Below are 19,725 nucleotides of genomic sequence, written 5' to 3' on the forward strand. Positions count from 1 at the left end.
GACCCGCATGTCGACACACGTCGACTCGCCATAATCGACTTGCCGGGCTGGCTTATACCCTACCTGTCACCCGGACTTCACGTAGCCGTAGTTTTCCCGTCATGGCCCCTAGATTACGCCCTTGACCTGCTCGTATGTGGGGGATTGGCGAGTCTGGAATGACTTCAAGTCGAATGTTGAAAGAGCAAGTCCCCGAGCGAATTTCAGGCCGCGTCCGGGTGTGTGCGGAGGCAGTCGGATACGGCCGTCGGCCTAGCTGAGCTGGGGTTCGGGAGACACCGACCGGTACGTGACACGTGCTCGAATATGTTGTGTCTCAAATACTGTCGGAGACACGACGGAAACGCCGTATCAGAGAATGTCGTCTCCGTCGGCTTCGTGGCCGGCCGGTCCGGGCTCGGCAGTGTTCTGCAAGGCATGCAGCAGCCGGTCGATCGCCGTCTTGGGGAAGATCAGCTGGTAGCCCTCGGTGTGGCTGCGCGCCCGCTTCAATTCGATGCCGAGGCGGTCGAGTTCGGTGACCAGATCCACGACCGAGCGGTGCTTGCGGGTCAGGTTCTGCAACGCGCTGACGCCGCTCTCGACATCGTCGTCGTCCGGCGTGGCCACAGGTGCGGGCGGCGGCTCGGCGGCGGGCGGCATGAGCACGCCGCCGTGGTAGAGGGCCGAGGTCGCGCTCCCGGCCGGCAGACCGAGCGCCTCGAGCGCACGGTTGTACTTCGCCTCGGTGGTCGCGCTGATCGTGTCCACCTGCCCGCTTTCGATGCGGGACTGAACATTGCGCGTCGGACCGCCGAGGTCGTGGATGTGCTGGTGAGTTACCAGATCATCGGGAAGATTTCGCTGCCGGAACGCTTTCAGCTGCCGTCCGAACCGCTGTCCAGCCGACTCGACTTTATTACGCTTCACGGTCTCGCTGGCGCCCAATTCGTCGCCCATGGGAAGGATCGTACCACTTGTTTGCGCAGAGATGGTCATCGTGCCCACGCATCACCACTCATGCATGGTCGCAATAGCAAGATCATGCCCTTACGGCACACTCTGGGTCGCAGTATCGTCCACGACGATGCGCATCTGCGGAGCATGGACGCACACCGATGCACACGAATGTGTTGACATGAGTGCTTGTGGTAGTTAAATTCGGTACATGAGTGCGGATCTGGGCACTAGGCGTGAGGTGGGCACCGATCATGTGGAAGTTCAGCGCGATTAGAACGACTTCCAGCGCCATGATGCCTGCCCGCGTTCACCGGTCCAGCCGGCTCATAGCCGATGACTCGCCGCTTGCTCGGGGCTCGAACGGCTCGGCCCGACCGCCGAGGTCTCGTTCGAAGGGGGCCGACATCGCAGTCGGCAATAAGGGGAGTGCCGTGTTCCTCGAGGGGGGAACATGACCGTCCGCACAATATCGGCAACCGGTCGGAAACTCGACAATCAAATCAGCCTGCTCGATATCGCCTCGCTCTTGCGATCGATGCCGCGGTTGCGCGCATCGCCACGCTGAGCGGGAATGGTCGATACGGATCCTGATCGACTCGAGGGCAACAACTTCGACGTTGCCCGCGTGGTCGATAGATGTGTGTTCACAAACGAAGGTAATGCGATGGATTCTGTGCACAGCTCCTCGAATGAGGCCGAATCGACCGCTCACGAGGGCATTGCCATCGTGGGAATCGGTTGCCGATTCCCCGGGCAAGTTTCCGATGTAGGCGATTTCTGGCAACTCTTGCTGGACGAACGGGATGCCGTTCGGGAGGTCCCGGAGGATCGGTGGACAGGCACCGCCTTCTACGATCGCGACGCGGCCCGCCCCGGCCACCTGCGTACCCGCGACGGCGGCTACCTCGACGACGTCTCCTCCTTCGATGCGCAATTCTTCGGCATCACGCCGCACGAGGCCGCGCGGATCGACCCGCAGCAGCGCCTCTTCCTGGAGACGACCTGGGAAGCGTTGCAGGACGCCGGAATTGTGCCCGAAGACCTGGCGGGCACGAAAACCGCTGTCTACGCTGGTGTTTCGGGTCATGACTACGGCATCATCCAGCTGAACCCGGAGAACCGCTACCTCATCGGCGGTCACACGATGACCGGTGTCACCAATTGCATTGTGGCCAACCGGGTTTCGTACCTGCTCGACCTGCGCGGCCCGAGTATGACGGTGGACACCGCCTGCTCGTCGTCGTTGATCGCGATCCACCTCGCCTGTCGCAGCATTCGCTCCGGCGAGGCGTCGATGGCGCTGGTCGGCGGCGTCAGCACGCTGCTCATTCCCGAGGCGACCATCGGCTTCAGTCAGGGGACCTTCCTGTCGCCGAACGGTCGCTCGAAGTCGTTCAGCGAGACCGGCGATGGCTACATCCGCAGTGAGGGCTCGGGCACGATCGTGCTCAAGAAGCTGTCCGCGGCCGTCGCCGACGGTGACCGCATCTACGCGGTGATCCGCGGCAGCGCGACCAACCAGGACGGCCGCACCAACGGCATGACCGTCCCGAGCGAGGACGCGCAGGCCCAGATGATCGCCGACGCCTGCCGCGACGCCGGCGTCGCGGCCTCCGACATCGGCTTCGTCGAAGCACACGGCACGGGCACCGCGGTCGGCGACCCGATCGAGGCGCGCGCACTCGGCAAGGCGCTCGGCATCGGCCGAAATGGCAACGGGCCGTGCATCGTCGGCGCGGTGAAGTCGAACCTCGGCCACCTCGAGTCGGCGGCGGGCATCGCCGGCGTGATCAAGGCATGCCTCGTTCTGCAGAACGGAGTGATCCCGGCGAACCTGCACGGGGCGGTGCCGAACCACGAAATCCCGTTCAAGGACCTGGGTCTGGAGCTCGCCCAGTCCCGGCAGTCGTGGCCGGATGGCCGGCCGCGCCTTGCTGGCGTGAACTCCTTCGGCTTCGGCGGATCCAACGCGCACGTGATCCTGGAAGGCGCGCCGGATGCGATCGCGCAGCCGGACGACGCAAAAGCGGAGCAGGACAAGGCCGCCGAGCAAGAGCCGGTGTTGTTCACGCTGAGCGCGAAGACCAAGGACGCCCTGCGGGCCTACGCCGAGAGCTACGCCGACTTCCTGGAGGAGTCGAGCACCGCGCTGCCCGCCATCGCGGCCACCCAGGCCAAGTCGCGGGCGCACTACGACCATCGCCTCGCCGTCGCCGCCTCGTCCACCGGCGAGCTGCGCGACACCCTGCGTGAGGTTGCCCGCGGTTCGGCCCCGGAGGCCGTCCGCACCGGCGTGAAAGCGCCTGCCGCGCAAGCCATCGCGTTCGTCTTCTCCGGCCAGGGCCCGCAGTGGTGGGGCATGGCGCGCGAGCTGCTCGCGACCAACGAGGTGTTCCGGCAGACGGTGCAGCGCATCGACGCCGAACTGGGCAAGTACGCCGACTGGACGGTGTCGGAGGAACTCGCTCGCGACGAAGCCGACAGCCGGATCGGCGAGACCTTCATCGCCCAGCCCGCCGTGTTCGCGGTGCAGCTCGGTCTGGCCGCCGTGTGGCAGAGCTGGGGCATCGTCCCCGCCGCCGTGGTCGGTCACAGCATCGGTGAGGTAGCCGCCGCCTACGTCTCGGGCGCGCTCTCGTTCGAGGACGCGGTGCGGGTCATCTTCCACCGCAGCCGGGTCCAGCAGCAGGCCTCGGGCAAGGGCAAGATGCTCGCCGTCGGCCTGCCGCTCGCCGAGGTCGAGCAGCGGGTCGCCGGCTACACCGGACGCGTCGCCATCGCGGCGCTCAACGGCCCGGAATCCGTTGCCCTGGCCGGTGATCCGGACGCCCTCGAAGAGATCGAGCGCGAGCTGAGCGCGGAGAAGATCTTCGCCCGCATGCTTCAGGTCAGCGTGGCGTTCCACAGCCACCACATGGATCCGCTGAAGGACGAGCTGATCTCCTCGCTGGACGGGCTCACCTCCGGCCCGGCCACGGTTCCGATGTACTCCACGGTCTCCGCGGACATCGTGCCGACCGGCGGGCTCGACGCCGAATACTGGTGGCACAACGTGCGCGAGCCGGTGAAGTTCGCGCCGACCATCGATCGCCTGATCGAGGATCAGCACCTGGCGTTCATCGAACTCGGCCCGCACCCGATCCACGCCACCGCCATCGGCGAGCTGCTCGAGCAGCGCCACGTCGAGGGTCTCGCCGTCCCGTCGCTGCACCGCAAGCAGAGCGACCGCGCCACCCTGCTGTCCTCGCTGGGCGCGCTGTACGTGGCCGGAATCGAGCCCTCGTGGGCCACCCTGTTCGCCGGGATCGACGGGCGCGTGGAGCTGCCGTTCTACCCGTGGCAGCGCGAAACCTATTGGCTGGAATCGACTTCGGCGCGCGAGCGGCGCTTCCCGGCGCTCAGCCATCCGCTCGTCGGTGATCAGGGCCGGGTCGCGGACGAGCCGGACAAGCACGTCTGGGAGATCGTGCTCGACCCGGACCGGTTCCCCTGGCTCGACGATCACCGCGTGCAGGGCCCCATCGTCTTCCCCGGTGCGGCTTACCTGGACATGGTGCTCGGCTGCGCGCAGGACGCGTTCGGCGCCGGCCTGTACACGCTCGAGGAGGTCGAGTTCCGCCGCGCGCTGTTCGTCTTCGACGACCGCCCGGCGCCCGTCGTACAGGTCGTGCTGACCCAGTCGATGCACTACTCGGTGTTCAGCCGCCAGGACGGCGACAAGGACTGGACGCTGCACTCGGTCGGCACCCTACGCCGCGGCGCGCCCGACACCGAGCTTCCGGTGCCCTTCGCCGAGCTCGAGGCGGAGTGCCCGTTCGAGATCGAGCCGGCGAAGGTCTTCGCCAAGCTCCGCAACAACGGCCTGATGCTCGGCCCGACCTTCAAGGCGATCACCAAGCTCGGGTACGCCGAACTCAAGTCGCTCGGGCGGATCGACACGCCGGCCGCCCTCGCGGACGAGGCGCCCCGGCACGCGATCCATCCGGCGGTCCTTGACTCCTGCTTCCAGTCGCTGTCCATCTCGATGGGCAACGACCCGAACAGCGAGGACAAGACGCTCTACCTTCCGGTCGAGGTCAAGCGGCTCAGCTTCTACGGCAAAGCCAAGGGCCGCGTGTACTGCTACGGGCGCGCGCAAGTCAGCGACGACATTGCGTACTGCCACGGTGATCTGTGGATCGTCAATGAGGACGGGACGCTCGTAGCAGAACTCGAAGGTTTCCGGGGCAAGTCGATCACCACGACCGCCGAGGACGGCGACGCCCTGCTGCAGTGGCTCTACGAATTCCGCTGGCACCCGGAGCGGATGCGGACCAAGACCCGCACGCCCGCCGAGTTCCTGCCCGCACCGGCGGATCTCGACACCGCTGTCGCCCCGCTGATCGACGAGCTGCGGAACTGGTCGGTCAACCGCGACTACCACGCGGTCGCCGAGGCGGAGATGAACGAGCTGTGCATCGGCTACGTGACCGAGGCGTTCTACAAGCTGGGCATGCAGTTCGTGCTCGCCCGCAACTTCGGCCTGGCCGAGATCGCCGCCGAGATGGGGGTGCACGACAAGCATCACCGGTACCTCGGCCGCGTGCTGGAACTGCTTGCGCTGCACGGAATCGTCGAGCAGGACGACGACGCGTGGCGGGTGCTGGTCGTACCCGACCGGGTCGACACCGCGGCGATGCTCGCCGAAGTGCAGGCCAAGTACCCCGATCTGTACGAGCCCGAACTCGCGGTGCTGCGCCGCTGCGGTACGGAGCTGGACGCGGTCTTGCGCGACGACGTCAACCCGATCGAGCTGATCTTCCCGGAGGACGAATTCCAGTCGGTCGCCGACCTTTACGGCCCGTCGTTCTCCTTCGGCAAGGCCAACCGGATCGTCAGCAACGTGGTCGCGGAGTGCGTGCGCGATCTGCCGAGCGACCGCCCCATCCGGGTGCTGGAGATCGGTGCGGGCACCGGCGGCACCACGCCGTATGTGCTGTCCGAATTGCCCGCTGACCGTGCGGAATACGTGTACTCCGACATCACCCACCTGTTCCTCGGCAAGGCACGGCACCGGTTCAGCGAATACGACTTCATCGATTACCGGGTTCTCGATATCGAGAAGGGCATCGAGGAGCAGGGCTTCGACCTGCACTACTACGACATCGTCGTTGCCTCGAACGTCGTGCACGCCACCGCGAGTCTGTCCGCCACCCTGGAGAACGCCCAGCGCCTGCTGACCTCGAACGGTCTGCTGCTGGTCGTCGAGGCGACGGTGCCGCCGCACTGGGTCGATCTGACCTTCGGCATGACCGAGGGCTGGTGGGCCTTCGCCGACCACGGCCTGCGGCCGGACTACCCGCTGATGCGGGAGGCGACGTGGCGCGAGTTCCTGCCCACCGTCGGTTTCCATGGCGTGCAGATCTTCTCGGACATGGCCACGCCGGAGGAGACCGGTAACTCGGTGATCCTGGCCCGGGCCAAAGCCGTTGATCTGGAGCCGCATCAGCCGCGGATCGCGCAGGCGCCGTGGGTGGTGCTCGCGGACGCGGACGGTGTCGGCGACGGTTACGCCGCCCTGCTGGCCGAGGCCGGCGCGTCCGGCGTGATCGTCACGCGCGGTGACGAATTCGAGCAGATCGACGCCACCAACTTCCGGGTGCGCGCCAACAGCAGCGCGGATCTGCAACGGGTGCTCGAGCTGGTGCGGACCGACGACGGTGACGTGGCCGGCGTCCTGCACCTGTGGAACCTCGATTTCGCCGAGGCCGAGCTGACCACCGCGGCCTTGCCCGCGGTCGAGTCCGACGGGGCCTACAGCGTGATCGCGCTGGCCCAGGCGGTCGAGGAGCTGGAATGGACGCAGGCGCCGCGGTTGTGGATCGCGACCTCGGGCGCCCACGTCCTGGATCGGGCGGAACACGTTGCGCTGAGTCAGGTTCCGAGCTGGGGCATCCTGCGGGTGCTGTTGAGCGAGCACAGCAGCCTGCGGGCGAAGATCTTCGACTTCGACCCGGCGGCTCCGGCCGCGCAGCGGGCCACGCAGCTCTTCGACGAACTGCTGCACGTGGACACGGCCGATGAGGAGATCGCGTTCCGCGGGGACACCCGCTTCATCGATCGCCTCGAGCATGTCTCGCTGGCCGAGTTCGAGGCCTCGGTCGCGATCCCGGCCCGCGTCTCCGACGACACCCCGTTCGCGTTGGCGGTGCCCACCGAGCCCGGGGTCGAGCAGCTGCGCTACGAACGGCAGGAGCTGCCCTTCCTCGATCGCGGCGAGGTGGCCATCCGGCCGCTGGCCACCGGCCTGAACTTCCGCGACATCATGTTGACCCTCGGAATGCTCTCCGCGGGTGCGACTTTCGGTGGTCTCTACGAGAACAACCTCGGCGTGGAATGCGCGGGCATCGTCACCCAGGTCGGACCGGACGTGGACGGGCTGGCGCCCGGCGATCGGGTCGTCGCCTTCACCCGCGGCTGCTTCGGCAACCTGGTGGTCGCCGACGCCCGGCGGGTCTACGCGGCGCCGGAGAGCCTGTCCGATGTCGAGGCGGCGACGCTGCCGATGGCCTACCTGACCGCGTGGTACGCGCTGGTGGAAGTGGGCAGGCTGCGTGCGAGCGACCGGGTGCTGGTGCACGCCGCCGCCGGCGGTGTCGGACTGGCCGCGGTGCACATCGCCCAATCCTTCGGTGCGACAGTCGTCGCCACCGCGGGCAGCGAGGAGAAGCGGGACTACCTGCGCTCGCTGGGGATCGCCGATGTCTTCGACTCGCGTTCGCTGGACTTCGCCCAGGAGATCAAGCAGCGTTACGACGGTGTCGACATCGTGCTGAATTCGCTTCAGGGCGAGACGATTCCGAAGAGCCTCGAGCTGCTGCGTCCACGCGGACGCTTCCTCGAGATCGGCAAGAAGGACATCTACGACAACTACAAGCTGGGCCTGAAGCCGTTCGGCAACAACCTGAGCTACTCCGCGATCGACATCGATCGACTGCTGGAGGAAGACCCGGCGCTGTGCCGCGAGGCGATGACCAAGGTGCTCGAGGCGGTTTCCGCGGGCAGGCTGCCCGCCTTGCCGCACACCGATTTCGACGCCACCGAGGTGGCCGCCGCGTTCCGGTACATGGTGACGGCCAAGCAGATCGGCAAGATCGTCGTCGAGTACCAGCCCGACACCGAGCTGCTGATTCACCCGACCTCCAGCGGTGACGATGTGGTCGATGCCGAGGGCACCTACCTGATCACGGGTGGTTACACCGGTTTCGGCCTGCGGACCGCGGAGTGGCTGGTGGAGAAGGGCGCCCGCACGGTCGTGCTGGTCGGGCGGCGCGCGCAGATCGACGAGGAGAACGAGGAGCCGATCGAGGCGATGCGGACCCTCGGGGTCAACGTGGTGCTCGAACGCGCCGACGTCTCCATCGAGACCGAGGTGGTCGGGCTGCTGGAACGGATCGCGGAGCTGCCGCCGCTGCGGGGGATCTACCACGCCGCAATGGTGCTGACCGACGGACCGCTGGCCGGCATGACCGAGGAGCAGTTCCTGCGCACCGTGCAGCCCAAGGTGGACGGCGCCTGGCACCTGCACAACCACACGCTGGACCTCGATCTCGACGCGTTCGTCATGTTCTCCTCGATGAGCTGGAACGTCGGCACCCCCGGCCAGGCGAATTACGCGGCGGCCAACGGCTTCCTGGAAGCCCTCGCCACGCATCGCCGGGAGCGCGGACTGCCTGCGCTGACGATCAACTGGGGTGCGATGGCCGAGGTCGGGTTCGTCGCCCGGAACAAGCTCGACACCCTGGCTCGACTCGGCTGGACACCGATCTCGCCGGACCACGCACTCGACTTCATCGGTCGCTGCCTGGCCCAGGGGGTCACCAGCACCAGCGTGTTCGGCGTCAACTGGGCGAAGATGAACCAGGTCATGCCGATCATCCGCAGCTCGCCGCGGCTTGCCCATCTGGCCCTGGCCGACAGCGTCGGCTCCGCCAGCACCGGTGGCACCGAGGGACTGCGGGCCGAACTGCTCGAGCTCGACGAGGGTTCCCGGCAGCCACGGCTGGTGGAGGCGCTCTCGCAGCAGATCTCCCGGATCTTCGACATGCCGATCGACCGGCTCGCGCACGATGTCGCGCTGACCGACCTGGGCATGGACTCGCTGATGGCGGGTCAGATCCGCAACGCGCTGGCCAAGCATCTGGACATCGACTTCCCGACCATGGGCCTGATGCGCGGACCGACGCTTGTCGAGCTCGCCTCGGAGGTCCTGGCCCAGGTGTTCGGCGACGGGTCGGCGATGATCGCGGCGGCGGCGGAAGCGGCAGGCACGCAACGCTGGATCCATACCGTGAAGGGACGTTCCAGCACGGCCTCGCTGCGGGTGTTCGCGCTCCCGTTCGTCGGTGGCGGCGCCTCGGTGTTCACGCCGTGGCCGAACTTCCTGCCGGACACCGTCGAGGTGGTGGGCATCCAGTACCCGGGTCGGGAGGACCGGGTCAACGAGGTGCCGATCGACTCGATGCCCGCGTTCATCGAGGAGCTGGCCGACGCCATGCTGCCGCACCTGGACCGCACCTTCGCGATCTACGGGCACAGCATGGGCAGCCTGCTCGCCTACGAGCTCACCAAGTACCTCGAGCAGAACTACGCCGAAGTCCCGCTGAAGCTGATCATCGGCGGCTGGCCGTCGCCGGCGCTGGTGGAAAGCTACGTGCGCAACCTCAAGCACATTCGCGACGGCTTCGACATGGATCGCGAATCCGACAGCCGGGTGCTGGAGGTGTTGCGGGACAACGACTTGCTCGCGATACCCGTCGAGGACGAGGCATCGGTCAAGCCGATGATGCCGGCGGTCCGGGCGGATCTGAAGATGCTCGGCGACTACCGGTTCGAACACGGTGTCGCGTTGCGGGCGCCGATCACGGTTCTGCGCGGCGCCGACGACCATCTGTTCGAGGTTGATCAGCTCCAAGGCTGGGAGAAGCTGACCAGCGGCAGGTTCGAACTCACCACCGTGCCGGGTGGCCACCTGTTCATCCAGAACCCCAGCGCACAGGTGATGCGGACAATCGCCGACGAACTGTCCGCCGAGGACAGCTTCCCGACCTTCACCAGCCTCGTGATCGAGGACTGAGCAAGTAGCTCGAACGGAGAAAAATGATGAAACCGGTCGAACGTTACGACGTAGTGGTGTGCGGTGGCGGCCTGGCAGGGTTGACCCTGTCCCGGCAGCTGAAGCGGACCATGCCCGACCTCACGGTGCTGGTGCTGGAGCGGACCGCGGGCGACATCCCCGACGGCGCCTACAAGGTGGGGGAGGCGACCGTCGAGGGCGGCGCGCACTACTTCACCGAACAGCTCGGCCTCACCGGGTATTTCAACAAGCAGCACCTGCACAAGCTCGGGCTCCGCCTGTTCTTCGGCGATCAGCACGGCCCGTTCGAGGCGCGGCCCGAGATCGGTGCGCGACGGTTCCCCCGGGTGCCGTCCTACCAGGTGGACCGCGGCATCTTCGAGCGCGATCTGCGCCACGGCGCCAAGGATCTCGGCATCGACCTGATCGAGCAGGCCAAGGTCACCGATGTCGAGCTGGCCGACGGCGACGACGATCACGTGGTGCACTACGAGGTCGGCGGGCTCGAGCACACGGTCCGGGCGCGCTTCGTCGCGGATGCCTCGGGGCGGCACAAGCTGATCCAGCGCAAGCTCGGCCTCGGCGCTCCGAGTCCGCACAAGATCAACGCGGCCTGGTGGCGGCTCAAGGGCGAGTACGACGTCGAGGTGATGGCGCAGGCCAAGAGCCCGACCTGGCAGCCGAAAACCCAGGAGCGCCGGTGGTTTTCCACCAATCACCTGATGGGCACCGGGTACTGGGTGTGGATGATCCCGCTGTCCTCGGGCAACACGAGCATCGGCATCGTGACCGACGAGGCGATCCATCCGTTCCGGACCTACTCGACGGAAACCAAAGCGAAGCAATGGATTGCCGAGCACGAGCCGACGCTGGCCAAGTTCACCGAGAACGCCGAGCTGCTCGACTTCCTGGTGCTGCGCAACGCGAGTTACGCGTCGACGCAGGTGTTTTCGCACAACCGGTGGTCCTGCGTCGGTGAAGCGGCGGTCTTCCTGGACGCGTTCTACAGCCCGGGTTCGGACTACATCGCCTACACCAACACCATCACCACGCGGATGATCGAGCTGGACCGCAAGGGCCAGCTGACCCAGGACGTCGCGCAGACCTACAACAAGCTGCTGCTCGACGACCTCTGGCCGAACTACCTGGCCATGTACAACGGCAACTACCCGATCTTCGGGCACGCGCCGGCCATGTTCACCAAGGTCATGTGGGACACCTCGTTCTACTGGGCGCTGCCGTCGCAGATGCTGTTCCGCGGCTTGCTCAAGAGCCCGGACGCGGCGGCGGAGTTCCATCCGATCGCGTCCCGATTCCACGGCATCCAGACCCGGATGCAGTCGAACCTGCGCGCGTTCGCGGCGCAGGCCCCGCAGCCGGACAAGTACCTGTTCGTCGAGTACAGCAAGGTGCCGATCTGCGCGCAGCTGCACCTGGACCTGCTGACCGACAAGACCGCCGAGCAGACCTTCCGGGACATGCGGCGCAATGTCGATCGGCTGGAGTCCTGGGCGGACTCGTTCGAGCGGGAAATCGCCGCCCGGATCGAGCTGCCGGTGCGGGCGCCGGCCGAACCGGCCTTGCAGGCTTCGGCGCAATAACCAACCAGGAGAAGGAACTTGACGCAATTCGAGGACAGAGTAGCGATCGTTACCGGGGGTAGCCGCGGTATCGGTAAGGCGCTGTCCCTTGCGTTGGCGAGCAGGGGCACGGCGGTGGTCGTCGCGGCGAAGACCATGGAAAGCGGCGGCCGCCTGCCGGGCAGTGTGCCGGACACGGTCCGGGAGATCGAGGCGCTCGGCGGCCGGGCGCTGGGACTGCGGTGCGACGTTCGCGCCGACGCGGACCTGAAGCACGTCGTCGACCGGACGATCGAGGAGTTCGGCCGGGTCGATTTCCTGATCAACAATGCCGGCGCGATGTGGATCCAGGCGGTCGAGGCCACCCCGCAGAAGCGGTTCGACCTGGTGATGGACATCAATTCGCGCGCGCCGTTCCTGCTCGCGCACTACTGCCTTCCGCATATGCGGCAACGGGAGTGGGGTCACATCGTCAACCTGAGCCCGCCGCTCGACCCGGCCGTGACCGAGCATGTCGGCGGCAAGGTCGCCTACATGGCGTCCAAGCTGAACGCCACCATGCTCGCGCTCGGCCTGGCCCAGGAGCTGGCCGGGTCGGGCATCGCGTGCAACGCCATCTGGACGCGCACGCTCATCGGCACGCTGGCGACGCAGAACCTCGGCATCGGCAGCCCCGCGGACTGGCGCACCGAGGACATCGTCGTCGACGCCATTCTCGCTGTGCTGGAACAGGATCCGGCAAAGTTCACTGGCAACGCGCTGGTCGACGACGAGATCCTCGCGCAGTACAAGGGCGTCGAGGATCTGTCGCAGTACCGGGTCGTCCCCGATCGGGAGCCGACTCCGATGACCTGGGAGCGCTGGGACCGTCTCGCCGACCAAGCGCGGGAAAAGTACTTCGCCGCAATGACGGCCGTGAAACCGGCCGGCGCGGCGAACCTTTCGGAGGGCGCATAGGGTGTCGCTGACTCATCGAATCCAGTCGTACACAACGCTCGCCCGGGGCCTGCTCGAAGGCTCCGGGTCGAACCGCACGCTGGCCGTCGAGCTCGAGCGCAGAAGCAGGCAGGCGAGTCACGCGGCGCGCCCGTTCCTGCTCTACGAGGACCAGCAATTCGACTACGCGCAGGCCAATCGCATAGTCAACCGGATCGCCCACGCCTACCGGGCCGCCGGCGTGCGTAAGGGCGATACCCTCGCCCTGCTGATGGAGAACCGGCCCGAGTTCGTCTGGCACTACCTGGCCGCGGGCAAGCTCGGAGTCGTTGCGGCGCTGGTGAATACCCGGGCCCGCGGCGACGGGCTCGCGCACGCCATCTCGGTGTGCGGCGCGAACCAGATGATCATCGGGACGGAGTGCCTGCCTGCGTTCCTCGCGGTGCGAAATCGGTTGGCGCCCGGGCTGATCGAGCGCTGCCTGGTGGACGAGGATCGGAAGGTGCCGGCCGGGGACGCCGCTGGTCTGCTGCGGTTCGTGCAGAGCGCGACGTCCACCGATCCGGTCGAGACCACCACCCACGCCCTCAGCGACACCGGCGCCTACATCTTCACCAGCGGAACGACCGGGCTGCCCAAGGCCGCGGTGATGAGCTACCAGCGGTTGACCACCATCGGCCGGGTCACCGGCGCACTCGCCTGGCGGCTCGAACCGGGCGACGTCGTCTACAACTGCCTGCCGCTGTTCCACACCAACGCGTTGGTGATCGCGTTGTCCAGCGTGCTCGCGCACGGCGCCACGCTGGCCCTCGGCCGCCGGTTCTCCGCGGGGACGTTCTGGCACGACATCCACCGCTTCGAGGCGACGGGCTTCAACTACATCGGTGAGATGTGCCGATACCTGGTCAACACGCCGTCCGACGATCGCGAACGCGGGCATCGGGTGCGGGTGATGGTCGGGCAGGGGTTGCAGGCCGATATCTGGACCGCGATGCAGACCCGGTTCGAGATACCGCGCATCGTCGAGATGTACGCGTCCACCGAGGGCAATATCGCCACGATCAACCTGGCCGGGGAAGTCGGGTCGGTCGGCAAGCTGCGCCTCGGCGGCAAGCTGGCGAAATGGGACTTCGAGCGCGACGATTTCGTCCGCGACGCGGGACGGCTGGTTCCGTGCGGGCCGGGCGAGACCGGAGTGCTGCTCGGGCCGATCCGCAAGCGCACGCCGTTCGGCGGGTATCGCGACGAAAAGGCCACGCGCGCGAAGGTTGTCACGAACGCCTTCCACGAGGGCGACGCGCTGTACAACACCGGCGACGTGTTCCGCATCGATGCCAAGAAGAATCTGTTCTTCGTGGATCGCCTGGGTGACACGTTCCGGTACAAGGGCGAGAATGTGTCCACCACCGAGGTGCAGGAACAGCTTGTCCGGTGGCCGGGCATCGCCGCCGCCAGCGTGTACGGCGTCGAGATACCTGGCCGCGAAGGCCGCGCGGGGATGGCGGCCATCGTGCTCGCCGACGGTGCTCGATTCGACGGCGAGGCGCTGGCCGCGCACCTCGATGCGGCGTTGCCGCCCTACGCACGGCCGGTCTTCATCCGGATCCGTCCGACGCTGGAAACCACGGCGACGCTGAAACTGGCCAAGCTGGCGCTGCAACGCGACGGTTTCGCGCTGCGGGAAGGGGAGCCGATCTATGTGCGGGACGCGGGCGAGCGCGTCTACCAGGAGCTCACACCGGAGCGCTACGCGGCCATTGCCCTGGACAAGGAGGCGGCCATGACTTCAGAAGGAACTAAGCGGTTATGACATTGGAACCACTGGTCATTCACCGGTCCGGCACCGGCCCGCCGATCGTGCTGGTGCACGGCGGCATGCCCGCGGCGATGACCTGGGCCGCGCAGCAGCAGCTCGCGCAGAACTGGTCGCTGATCGTGCCGAATCGCCGCGGCTTCCCGCCGAGTCCGGCCGCGCCCTGGCAGGACTTCCTCGCGGACGCAGACGATTTGGCCGAGCTGATCAAGGAAATCCCCGGCGGCGCGCATCTCATCGGCTTCTCCTACGGCGGGTTGAGCGCGGTCCTCGCGGCCGAGCGGCTGCCCCATCTGGTCCGGTCGCTGACCGTGATCGAGGCCCCGTTCTGGGTCGCGGCCGCCGACGACGAATCGGTGCGCGCGCTGGCGACGCTGTCCGATCGGTTCGCCGAGCATCCGGAGGACAAGCAGGCCGAGGCGGAGTTCTTCGCGGTGTCCGGGGTGGATCCGAGCATGCTGGCCAACGTCGGCGACGACATAAGGCACGCAATGGAATTCGGCCGCAAGCTGCGTTCCCCGCGCGAGGCCACGCCGCGGTTCGAGACGATCACCGAGGCGGGCGTACCGACGCTGATTTTTTCCGGCGATCACAACCCCGCGCTCGAGCAAGTGTGCGATGGTCTCGCCACGCTGCTCGACGCGGAGCGCGTGCATTTGGCAGGTGCTGGACATGCCGTCCAGCACGCGCCTGGTTTCAACACGATGTGGGAATCATTTCTGAGCGCCGCGGAACACAGCCGCGGCAACGGAGGAGGCACAGATGAGCGATGAGGCCACGATCACCGGGAACGACAAGGTCCTGGAATACACGATCGAGCTCTTTCGCAGCTTTACCCCGCCCGGCGTCACCCTCCAGCTGCCTCCGCCCTCGGCGAAGGACATGGACATGCAGTTCGAAGAGTATGTGCCGAACAAGTCGCTGACCGCGACGGCCGCGGCGCCGCCGAGCTATGCGAACGCGGTCGGAATCGTGCAGGGCGGCTTCATTTCCGCGATGTTCGACAACCTCATCGGCCCGCTGAGCTACCTGACCGCGCGCGGCCCGACGACCACGCTGGAACTGACCACGCACTTCATGCGCGCGATCTTCCCCGGCCAGCGGCTGCGGCTGACCGCGACCGTGCGCAAGCCGGGTCGCACGGCCATCTACATCGACGCCGAGGCACACACCGAAGACAACAAGCTGGTGGCGATCGCACGGTCCACCGTGCAGGTTCTACCGATTCCCGCCCAGTAGCCGACGGTCCACCTCCGCCCCGGCGGAGGTGGACGTCTTCGACCTCAGCGAGGTTTGCCGATGCCCTCTTTGCTCGAAATCACGACACATTTCTTTTTGCAGGTCGCGTTCATCCTGGTGACCTGTCGCCTGCTCTGGCCGGTGTTCCGGCGTCTCGGGCAGGTCCAGGTGGTGGCGATCATGGCCGCCGGGTTCGTTCTGGGGCCATCGGTATTGGGGGCGATCTGGCCGTCCGCGCAGGAGTGGCTGTTCCCGACCACGCTGAAGGTCGGCACGGCCTCGATCACCCATCCGAACCTGACCGCCATCTACGTGGTCGGTCAGCTCGGTCTGGTTCTGTACATGTTCCTCGTGGGCGCCTCGTTCAAGCTGGAGATCCTCCAGTCGCACCTGCGCAAGGCCGGCGCCACCTCGCTGGCCGGGATCGCGGTTCCGCTGCTGCTCGGCGGCGCGGTCGGCGCGTGGATGGTCGGCCAGCACGGCGACTACTTCACCGAAAAGGTCGGCACCGTGCAGGGCGCGCTGTTCGTCGCGTCGGCGGTCGCCATCACCGCGTTCCCGATGCTGGCCTGGATCATCTACGCCTCGGGTCTGCTGAACACCCGGCTCGGCACCATGGCGCTGTCCTGCGCCGCGTTCGACGACGCCTGCGCCTGGGTGCTCCTGGCCACGGTGGTGGCCACGACGAAGGACAGCATGTCCGGCGCGTTCCTCGCGATCTTCGGCGGACTGGGCTATCTGCTGTTCATGATGTTCGTCGCGCGGCGCTTCCTGGCCCGGCTGGACACCTGGAAACCACGCAGCGGAGATACCGAACGCACTGGCGGCCTTGCGGTTACGCCGCTCATCATCGTGCTGCTGGTCGTGCTGCTCGGCAGCTGGTTCACCGATTACGTCGGCATCTACTCGGTGTTCGGCGCCTTCGTGGCCGGTGCCGTGATGCCGCGCGGCGAGTTGCTCGACACCATCCGCGATCGGTTCGAACCGCTGGTCGCCTACCTGCTGCTGCCGGCGTTCTTCATCTACTCCGGGCTCAACACCAAGCTCAGCCTGATCTTCGAGCCGAAGGTGCTGCTGGTCGCGACGGTCGTGATGGTGGTGTCGTTCGCGGGCAAGTTCGGCGCGATCGGACTCACCGCGCGGTGGCAGGGGATGGGCTGGCGGGAGGCCGGCGCGATGGGTGCGCTGGCGAATGCGCGTGGATTGATGGAGCTGATCCTGCTCAATATCGGCCTGACCGCGGGCCTGATCACCGGCCAGCTCTACACGATTCTCGCGTTGATGACGATCGTCACGACCTTCGTCGCCACTCCAGTCATGCGGATGTTCGAGCGCAGCGGCTGGAAGCAGGGTCTGGTCTTCGGTCCGTCTGGTGAGGAACACCGCGCGCCTGGGGACGATCGAACGCCGGAAGAACGTCGAACCCCTGGGAAGGTGCTGGAAATTTCTCGCGTCGATGCGGCTGACGGTCCGCCATGACGCTCGGGTTCGGTTCGATTCAGGAAGAGCAGCTCCGTAACGGCCGTCGCCGGCGGATCGAGTTGCGCAGTCCCGGTGTGGTCCAGCCCCGGACGCTGTTGGTTGCCTCTGATTTACCTTTCGCCAGAACGGATTTCGAGGATGCAGTAGCGGTCAGCGAGAGTTTCGCGCTGGCGGGTACCTGTGCGTGGCCCGATGTGGTGGATCGGGCCGTGCGCTGGCGCCCGGATGTGGTGGTGCTCGACGCCTCGGCGGCGCGCCTGGACGGGCTGGCCGAGACGGTGGCTCGGCTGCGCGAATTGGCGCAGGCGCCGATGATCACCCTGCTGGTGGATCACGGTGCGGCCAAGGCGGATATCGACCAGGTCGACGCGGTGGTGGCGCTCGACCGCGGGGTGTTCGCGGTGCTGGAGGTGCTGGAGGTGCTGATCTCGGGTGCGGTGCTGGCGATGGCGCCGCAACCGGATCGGGTGCACACCGATGTGACGGTGGATTATGAAGTGCGGCAGTGTCTTTCCCCGCGCGTGCGCCCCCGGGTCGCGAAGGATTACGAAGTGCGGCAGCGGCTTTCGACGCTGACCAAGCGGGAGCGGGAGATTCTGCGGCTGGTGGTCGACGGGCTGTCCAATCGTGAGGTCGGTTCCCGGCTCTACATCAGCCCGGAGACGGTGAAGGAATACGTCAGTCGCATTCTGGCGAAGCTGAAGGTGACCAGCCGGATCGAAGCCGCGGTGGCCGCGGTCCGCGCGGAGTTCGACAATGGCGATTGGTAGCGACCCCGTCCACGCCGGCCACCTCGGCTCAGGAATTCTCGTTCGCGATCACGACGAAGAAGTCGTCCGTGGTCGTCGGGAAGCCCATCCGGCGCACCTCGGTCGGCAGCGGTTGGTAGTCGAACAACTGCCGCTCGTTGTAGGCGAACAACTCCGCGCCCGTTTTTCCGGCGGAGTAGAGCGAGACGCTTTTCGTCCAGGCGGCCTGGCTCGGATCGGTCTCGGGAAAAAGCCTGACGTTCTGGTACCGGTCCGGGCCGGCGGTATTGCAGTAAGGGGGACGGATCGCCGAATTGGCGTCGGCGGTCCAGCGCTCGTTCCCGTAGTCGGTTCCGGTGGCGGTGAAAGCCGACAGCCACGGGCCCCACGAGGTCAATATCTCGGTCGGTGCCTGGCTGCTCTCCGCTCGGGTCTGCAACTGCTTGCCGAATTCGTCGTTCGTGGTGAGCACGTGCGGTCGGCCGGCGGCCAGGGGAGTCGTGGTCACGGAATCCCGGCCGTCGAACGCGACCACGAACGCGTCGCGCGAATCGGCGACAACGAGCTGGAATCCGGGCAACTGTCGCGAACTGTCCAGCGCGGGCAACAAACCCTTTTCGAGGAGTTCGACCGCGTGCTGAGCCGAATCGGCGGTCGCGCCGTCTATCGGCAGCCCGCTCGGCGAGAGGAATTCGCTGTCGGTGCGGGTGTTGTCGTCCCAGCCGGCGGAGAAGATGCGGCAATAGACGCCGGTGCGGCGATTGAATGCCAGCCAGGTTCCGCCGTCGATGTCGAGCCCACCCTCGACGTCGGCCAGTGCCGGGTTGTTCGCGGCCTGGATCGTGAATACCCGTTCGCGCAGATACGGGTTGACCCGCCAGTGCGGCCCATAGGAAAAGCGGTGTTCCAGCCCGAGTTTACGGGCCGCCTCGAAACCATGCGGTCGATAGATCGATTGGTCTCTGGCTTCGACGGCAACGAATCGCTCATTCTGTCGGTCGAGAAGAAACATACAAGTGCACATTGTATTTCCGTTTCACGTTCCCTGAATGTCGTTCAGGGTCAAGGATATGTTGTCGATGAGCCTGGTGTTGCCGAGGTGCGCCGCGACCAGGAGCCGGGCCGGACCGGATTCCGGCGCGGGTCCGAGTTCGGGGTCGCGCAATTCGAGATATTCGACCTCGACGCCGGCGGCGGCATCGAGAACCGCGCGGGCGGCATCGAGTACCGCGGCGGCGCCGGCCGCACCCGACCGCGCACCCGCCTGCAAGGCCGTCGGCAGCGCGACGGCCGTTTCCCGTTCGGCCGGGGCAAGATATCGGTTGCGCGAGGACAGCGCCAATCCGTCCGGTTCGCGCACGGTCGGGACCCCGACGATCCGGATGCCGAAGTTCAGGTCCCGCACCATCTGCTGGATCAAAATCAGCTGCTGATAGTCTTTTTCGCCGAAGTAGGCGACGGTCGGCTTGGCGATCTGCAACAGCTTCGCCACCACCGTGAGCATCCCGCCGAACAGCACCGGCCGGGTCGCGCCGCAGAGTTCGGTGCCGAGCGGTCCCGGCACCACGGTCGTGCGCGGGCCCTGCGGATACATGCCCGCGGGCGATGGTGCGAACACCGAACGCACGCCGGCCTCGCGGAGCAACGCGAGGTCGGCCTCCAGCGTCCGCGGATACTTGTCCAAGTCCTCGTCTGCCCCGAATTGTAATGGGTTGACAAATATCGAGACAATGACCTCGGATTTACTTTCCCGGGCCTGCTCGACCAATGCGAGATGGCCGTCGTGTAAGGCGCCCATTGTGGGTACGAGGGCAACATCTCGACCACTGTTCCGCAGTGCGAGCGATACACTGGACATTGCAGCGGGATCAT

11 protein-coding genes are annotated in these 19,725 nt (G+C 66.6%); 8 read left to right on the top strand and 3 right to left on the bottom strand.

All coding sequences use genetic code 11. The features are described from left to right. Window positions 1-351: 351 nt before the first annotated feature. Window positions 352-987, bottom strand: a complete 636-nt coding sequence (locus AB0M22_RS26965) for a hypothetical protein (protein ID WP_364732359.1) — start codon at window positions 985-987, stop codon at window positions 352-354. A 616-nt stretch (window positions 988-1,603) separates the two neighbouring features. Here AB0M22_RS26965 and AB0M22_RS26970 point away from each other — a divergent pair. Genes AB0M22_RS26970 through AB0M22_RS27005 form a run of 8 tightly spaced genes read left to right on the top strand, consistent with a single transcriptional unit; the run spans window position 1,604 to window position 17,874 of the window. Then, window positions 1,604-10,054: an SDR family NAD(P)-dependent oxidoreductase gene (locus AB0M22_RS26970; protein WP_364732361.1), complete on the top strand. Its 8,451-nt coding sequence runs from the start codon at window positions 1,604-1,606 to the stop codon at window positions 10,052-10,054. A gap of 26 nt (window positions 10,055-10,080) precedes the next feature. After that, entirely contained in the window at window positions 10,081-11,655 is a 1,575-nt protein-coding gene (locus tag AB0M22_RS26975) for an NAD(P)/FAD-dependent oxidoreductase (RefSeq protein ID WP_364732364.1), read from the top strand. A gap of 18 nt (window positions 11,656-11,673) precedes the next feature. Beyond that, window positions 11,674-12,591 carry an SDR family oxidoreductase gene (locus AB0M22_RS26980; protein ID WP_364732367.1) on the top strand — a complete coding sequence of 306 codons (918 nt, stop codon included), beginning with the start codon at window positions 11,674-11,676 and terminating at the stop codon, window positions 12,589-12,591. Window position 12,592: 1 nt separating this feature from the next. Beyond that, complete coding sequence (locus AB0M22_RS26985; protein ID WP_364732370.1) at window positions 12,593-14,380, top strand: long-chain-acyl-CoA synthetase; 1,788 nt, start codon at window positions 12,593-12,595, stop codon at window positions 14,378-14,380. Then, window positions 14,377-15,156 (top strand): alpha/beta fold hydrolase, encoded by a 780-nt coding sequence (locus AB0M22_RS26990; protein ID WP_364732373.1) that lies wholly within the window; start codon window positions 14,377-14,379, stop codon window positions 15,154-15,156. Before AB0M22_RS26985 ends, AB0M22_RS26990 begins: the two co-directional genes overlap by 4 nt. Then, window positions 15,146-15,622 carry a PaaI family thioesterase gene (locus AB0M22_RS26995; protein WP_364732376.1) on the top strand — a complete coding sequence of 159 codons (477 nt, stop codon included), beginning with the start codon at window positions 15,146-15,148 and terminating at the stop codon, window positions 15,620-15,622. Before AB0M22_RS26990 ends, AB0M22_RS26995 begins: the two co-directional genes overlap by 11 nt. Window positions 15,623-15,682: 60 nt before the next feature. Next, window positions 15,683-17,101: a cation:proton antiporter gene (locus AB0M22_RS27000; protein ID WP_364732379.1), complete on the top strand. Its 1,419-nt coding sequence runs from the start codon at window positions 15,683-15,685 to the stop codon at window positions 17,099-17,101. Beyond that, window positions 17,098-17,874, top strand: coding sequence for a response regulator transcription factor (locus AB0M22_RS27005; RefSeq protein WP_364732382.1), 777 nt, complete (start codon window positions 17,098-17,100; stop codon window positions 17,872-17,874). The genes AB0M22_RS27000 and AB0M22_RS27005 overlap by 4 nt, the downstream gene beginning before the upstream one ends. Window positions 17,875-17,902: 28 nt before the next feature. Here the strand turns inward: AB0M22_RS27005 and AB0M22_RS27010 are convergent, their stop codons facing one another. Then, window positions 17,903-18,865 (bottom strand): hypothetical protein, encoded by a 963-nt coding sequence (locus AB0M22_RS27010; RefSeq protein WP_364732385.1) that lies wholly within the window; start codon window positions 18,863-18,865, stop codon window positions 17,903-17,905. 24 nt (window positions 18,866-18,889) lie between these two features. Then, window positions 18,890-19,711, bottom strand: coding sequence for a pantoate--beta-alanine ligase (gene panC, locus AB0M22_RS27015; protein ID WP_364732388.1), 822 nt, complete (start codon window positions 19,709-19,711; stop codon window positions 18,890-18,892). Window positions 19,712-19,725: the final 14 nt, after the last annotated feature.

It is taken from the genome of Nocardia sp. NPDC051756 (genome assembly GCF_040681495.1).
Classification (GTDB): domain Bacteria; phylum Actinomycetota; class Actinomycetes; order Mycobacteriales; family Mycobacteriaceae; genus Nocardia.